4 protein-coding genes are annotated in these 4,220 nt (G+C 72.4%); 2 read left to right on the forward strand and 2 right to left on the reverse strand.

Annotation, left to right across the window (positions count from 1 at the left end):
- Nucleotides 1-284 precede the first annotated feature (284 nt).
- Together L2I40_RS19700 and L2I40_RS19705 are read left to right on the forward strand one after the other, a co-directional pair.
- Nucleotides 285-1,967, forward strand: a complete 1,683-nt coding sequence (locus L2I40_RS19700) for an ArnT family glycosyltransferase (RefSeq protein WP_237216887.1) — start codon at nucleotides 285-287, stop codon at nucleotides 1,965-1,967.
- A 157-nt stretch (nucleotides 1,968-2,124) separates the two neighbouring features.
- Nucleotides 2,125-2,730, forward strand: coding sequence for a DedA family protein (locus tag L2I40_RS19705; protein WP_237216888.1), 606 nt, complete (start codon nucleotides 2,125-2,127; stop codon nucleotides 2,728-2,730).
- Between the two features lie 19 nt (nucleotides 2,731-2,749).
- Here L2I40_RS19705 and L2I40_RS19710 read toward each other — a convergent pair whose 3' ends face one another.
- A complete protein-coding gene (locus L2I40_RS19710; protein ID WP_237216889.1) occupies nucleotides 2,750-3,079 on the reverse strand; it encodes a hypothetical protein in 330 nt (109 codons plus the stop codon).
- 58 nt (nucleotides 3,080-3,137) lie between these two features.
- The gene (htpX, locus tag L2I40_RS19715) at nucleotides 3,138-4,094 is read right to left on the reverse strand and encodes a zinc metalloprotease HtpX (protein ID WP_237216890.1); all 957 of its coding nucleotides are present in this window, start codon (nucleotides 4,092-4,094) and stop codon (nucleotides 3,138-3,140) included.
- Between the last annotated feature and the right edge of the window lie 126 nt (nucleotides 4,095-4,220).

The raw sequence follows: 4,220 nt of genomic DNA on the forward strand, positions 1-4,220 counted from the left end.
GGACCTCGGCGGGTCATCACGGCGTCGAGCAGCGCCAGCGCCGCCTTGCGGACGGGGTATCCGGCCGTGCCGCCGGGACGGGCGGGCCGGTCAGACAAGGCGAGGCAGCCGGCGGAGCCGGCTGAGGCCGCGGATGCGGCCCGCGTACCGGGCGACCGGGCCACAAGGCCGACAGTCGCCTGCGCGAAGCCAAGCCGGCGGAGCCGGCGCCCGGCGTCTGAGGGCATATGTCATGGGTCGGGGTTTATGGCCCCCGGCAAGGGGGCGTGCTAGGGCCGCGCCCCATGCAGCGTGCCCTGGAGGTCCTGGACCGGCTGCCGGAGACGCGGCGGCCGCATCTCTGGCTCGCCCTGCTGTGCCTCCTGCTCTGGATCCCGGGCTTCTTCACCATCCCCCCCGGCGACCGCGACGAGAGCCGCTTCGCACAGGCCACCCGCCAGATGGTGGAGACCGGCGACTACGTCCGCATCAAGCTCGGCGAGGTCGAGCGCAACAAGAAGCCGGCCGGCATCCACTGGGCCCAGGCCGCGAGCGTCCATGCACTGGAGGCGATCGGCGTCGACGACGCGCGGCACAGCATCTGGGCCTACCGCATCCCCTCGCTGCTCGGCGCGCTGGTCGCCGTGCTGGCGACCTTCCAGCTCGGCAAGGCGCTGGTCGGGCGGCGCGCGGCCTTCCTGGGCGCCGCCATGCTCGGAAGCTGCTTCGTGCTGGCGATCGAGACGCATATCGCCAAGACCGACGCGGCGCTGCTCGGCACGGTTGCCGTCGCCATGGGGCTGATGGGCCGTGCCTACCTGAACGCCGCGACCTTCACGGCCGCGCAGGCGGGGGCCTTCTGGCTGGTGCTCGGCGCCTCCATCCTGCTGAAGGGCCCGATCGGACCCTCGGTGCCGCTGCTGGCCGGCATCACGCTCTTCGTCATGGACCGCGCCTGGCGCAACCGCGCCCCCTGGCTGCGCGCGCTGCGGCCCGCCTGGGGCATCCCGCTGATGGCGCTCGCCGCCGCGCCGTGGTTCGTCGCGGTCACCATCGCGACCGAGGGGCGCTTCATCACCGACGCCATCGGCGGCGACATGCTGACGAAGGTCGGCAGCGCCGACGAGAACCATTGGGGCCCACCGGGCTACTACCTGCTGACCTTCGGCCTCGCGGCCTTTCCCGCGGCGTTCCTGGTGCTGCGCGCGATCCCGCATGCCTGGACCGACCGGCTGCAGCCCTCGACGCGCTTCCTGCTCGCCTGGGCGGTGCCCGTCTGGCTGATGTTCGAGGCGGTGACGACCAAGCTGCCGCACTACACGCTGCCGGCCTTCCCGGCGCTGATGCTGCTGGCGGCGTCCTTCGCGATGGACCCGCTGCGGCGCGAGCCGCCGCGTTGGCTGCACTGGTTCTCGCTGCTGGCGCTGGGCGGCGCGGCGCTTGGCCTCGCAGCGGCGGCGGTGGCGCTGCCGATGCTGGCCGATGGCGGGGTCTCCCTCGTCGCGCTGCTCGCGGTGCCGGCGGCGGCGCTCCTCGTCCTGCTCGTGCTGCGCGCGCTCCAGGCCGGCCAGCCGGCCCGCGCGGCGCTGCTCGCGGTCATCGCCGCGGTGCCGCTCAACTGGGTGGTGCTGGAAGGCGTGCTGCCGCGGCTTCACGCGCCCTGGGTCTCGCCGCGCATCGCCGCGCTGGCAGAGCGCGCCTCACCGGGAATCCATGACGAGCGTTTCGGCGTCGTGGGCTATCACGAGCCGTCGCTGATGTTCGCGCTCGGCTCCGAGATCCGGCTGCTGCGGAGCGGGCCCGACGCGGCAGCGTTCCTGGCCGGCGAGCCCTCACGCATCGTTGCGGTGGGCGATCGCGACGAGGCCGCGTTCCGCGCGGAGGCGGCGTCGCGCGGCCTGCGGTTGCGCGAGCACGGCACCGTCACCGGCTTCAACTATTCCCGCGGCCGCCGCGTCGCGATCAGCCTGTTCGGAGTGGATGGATGACAACCGACGACGTCGAGCGGAACGAACGGCCCGCGCGGCGGGCCGCGGCCGCAGGGCGGCCTCGCGCGGCGACCAACCGCATCACCCCGCACGCCACGTCTGAGGCGCGCAAGCCAAGCGCGCGGAGCGCGCGCCCTGCGCCTGGGGGCATGGATCAATGATCAACTGGGTTACCGACATCGTCGCGGCCGGCGGATGGCCGGGCGTGATGCTGCTCATGTTCCTCGAGAACATCTTCCCGCCGATCCCGTCGGAGGTGATCATGCCGCTCGCCGGCTTCGCCGCGGCGCGCGGGCAGATGAGCTTCACGCTGGCGATCCTCGCCGGCATCGTCGGCACGGTGGCCGGCAACGCCGTCTGGTACGAGCTCGCGCGCGCCATCGGCTCGGCGCGCATCCGCCCGCTCTTCGCGCGCTACGGGCGGTGGTTCGCGGTGGACGACAAGGATTTCGACAAGGCCGAGGCGACGCTGCGGAAGCACGGCCCCATCGCGCTGTTCTTCGGCCGCCTGCTGCCCGGCATCCGAACCGTCATCTCGATCCCCGCCGGCCTCGCGCACATCCCGCGGCGCGTCTTCTACGTGTGGACCGCCCTCGGCAGCGCGGTGTGGATCACCTTCCTCGCCACCGCCGGCTACTACATGGAGGAGCACTACGACCGCGTCGAAGGCTGGCTCGAGCCGCTCGCCTACGTCGTCGTCGGCGGCATCCTCGCCACGTATTTCTGGCACATCTGGTCCACGCGGGTGCGCAAGGCGCCGTGACGGGCGGCGCGTGCGGCGGTCAGCGTCGCACGCGCAGCCGGATCGGCACCAGGCCCACCGGCGCGCCGCTGCCGCCGCGCGGGCGCGGAGGCTCCGCCCGCTCGCCGAGCAGCATCACCGCCGTGCCCAGCTGCACCGACCCGAAGGTGAGACCGATGAAGAACCATAGCACGGCCGCCGGCCACCAGTGATCGGCGGCGGTGAGCAGCAGCGTGCCGGCATCGCCCGGGTTCGTCAGCAGCAGCGCGCCGACGAAGAGGGCGGAGATGCCGAAACCGGTCGCCGCATGGCAGGCCATGAACCGCACGGGCGTGGGTAGTCGGCGCCATGCCTCGGGGAGGGAGGGCATCGGCAGCTCCTGTGCGGGACGGTCCGCCATCTGGGATGGGAACCGCCCGGTTGAAGGGTCAGCCCCAGGGATTTCGCCGACCGGTGGCGCTCCAGGGGCCGGGTTGTGTCCCTCCAACGCGCGGACCCGGCCGCGGGATGCGTGGCCCCGTGTCGGGCGGGCCCATGCGCGACGCGAGTTCCTCCAGCGCCGCGACCCGGTTCGCCGTCGCCGGATGGGTGGAGAAAAGCCCGTCCATCCGAAGGCCCGACAGCGGATTGATGATGAAGAGATGCGCGCTCGCCGGGTTGGCCTCCGCCGCCTCGTTCACCCGTCCCTGCTTGTAGTCCTCGAGCCGCAGCAGCGCCGAGGCGAGGCCCTGCGGGTCGCCCGTGATCTCGGCTGCGGCGCGGTCGGCCTCGTATTCGCGCTGCCGGCTGACCGCCATCTGCACGATCATCGCCGCGATCGGCGCGAGGATGATCAGCAGGATGGTGCCGATCGGGCCGAAGGGATTCGAGCGCCCGTTCCCGCCGCGCCCGCCGAACATGAAGCCGAACTGCGCCAGCATGCCGATCGCACCCGCCAGCGTCGCCGTCATGGTCATGATCAGCGTGTCGCGGTTGCGGATATGCGCGAGCTCATGCGCGATCACGCCGGCCACCTCGCGCTCGCTCATCATGTCGAGCAGGCCGGTGTTCACCGCTACCGCCCCCTTCTCCGGGCTGCGGCCGGTGGCGAAGGCGTTGGGCTGGTCCTCGTGGATCACGTAGAGCTGCGGCATCGGCAGCCCGGCGCGCTGCGCCAGGGCCTGAGTCATGTCGTAGAGCCGCGGCGCGTCCTGCGGCCCGATCGGCTGGGCGTTGTGCATGCCCAGCACGACGCGGTCGCTGTTCCACCAGGCAAACAGGTTCATCGCGCAGGCGAGGCCGAAGGCGATCACCATCCCCTGCTCGCCGCCGATCGCGTAGCCGACGCCCACGAACAGCGCCGTCATCGCGGCGAGCAGCAGCGCGGTGCGGAAATAGCCTGCCATGCTCCGACGCCTCCGAATGCCGGGCCTGCGCGTTGGTCTCGCGACACGCAGGGAGAACGCCCTAGATGAGGGCCATGAACGAGCCAGACAATCGCGCGGCGCGCCCCGCGGAGGCGCAACTGCCCG

The sequence above is a fragment of the Falsiroseomonas oryziterrae genome (genome assembly GCF_021864505.1).
GTDB lineage: Bacteria > Pseudomonadota > Alphaproteobacteria > Acetobacterales > Acetobacteraceae > Falsiroseomonas > Falsiroseomonas oryziterrae.

Coding starts and splice junctions, on each gene's coding strand:
- htpX (WP_237216890.1), bottom strand. CDS start 4,094: ATGGCAGGCTATTTCCGCACCGCGCTGCTGCTCGCCGCGATGACGGCG.
- L2I40_RS19705 (WP_237216888.1), top strand. CDS start 2,125: ATGATCAACTGGGTTACCGACATCGTCGCGGCCGGCGGATGGCCGGGC.
- L2I40_RS19710 (WP_237216889.1), bottom strand. CDS start 3,079: ATGCCCTCCCTCCCCGAGGCATGGCGCCGACTACCCACGCCCGTGCGG.
- L2I40_RS19700 (WP_237216887.1), top strand. CDS start 285: ATGCAGCGTGCCCTGGAGGTCCTGGACCGGCTGCCGGAGACGCGGCGG.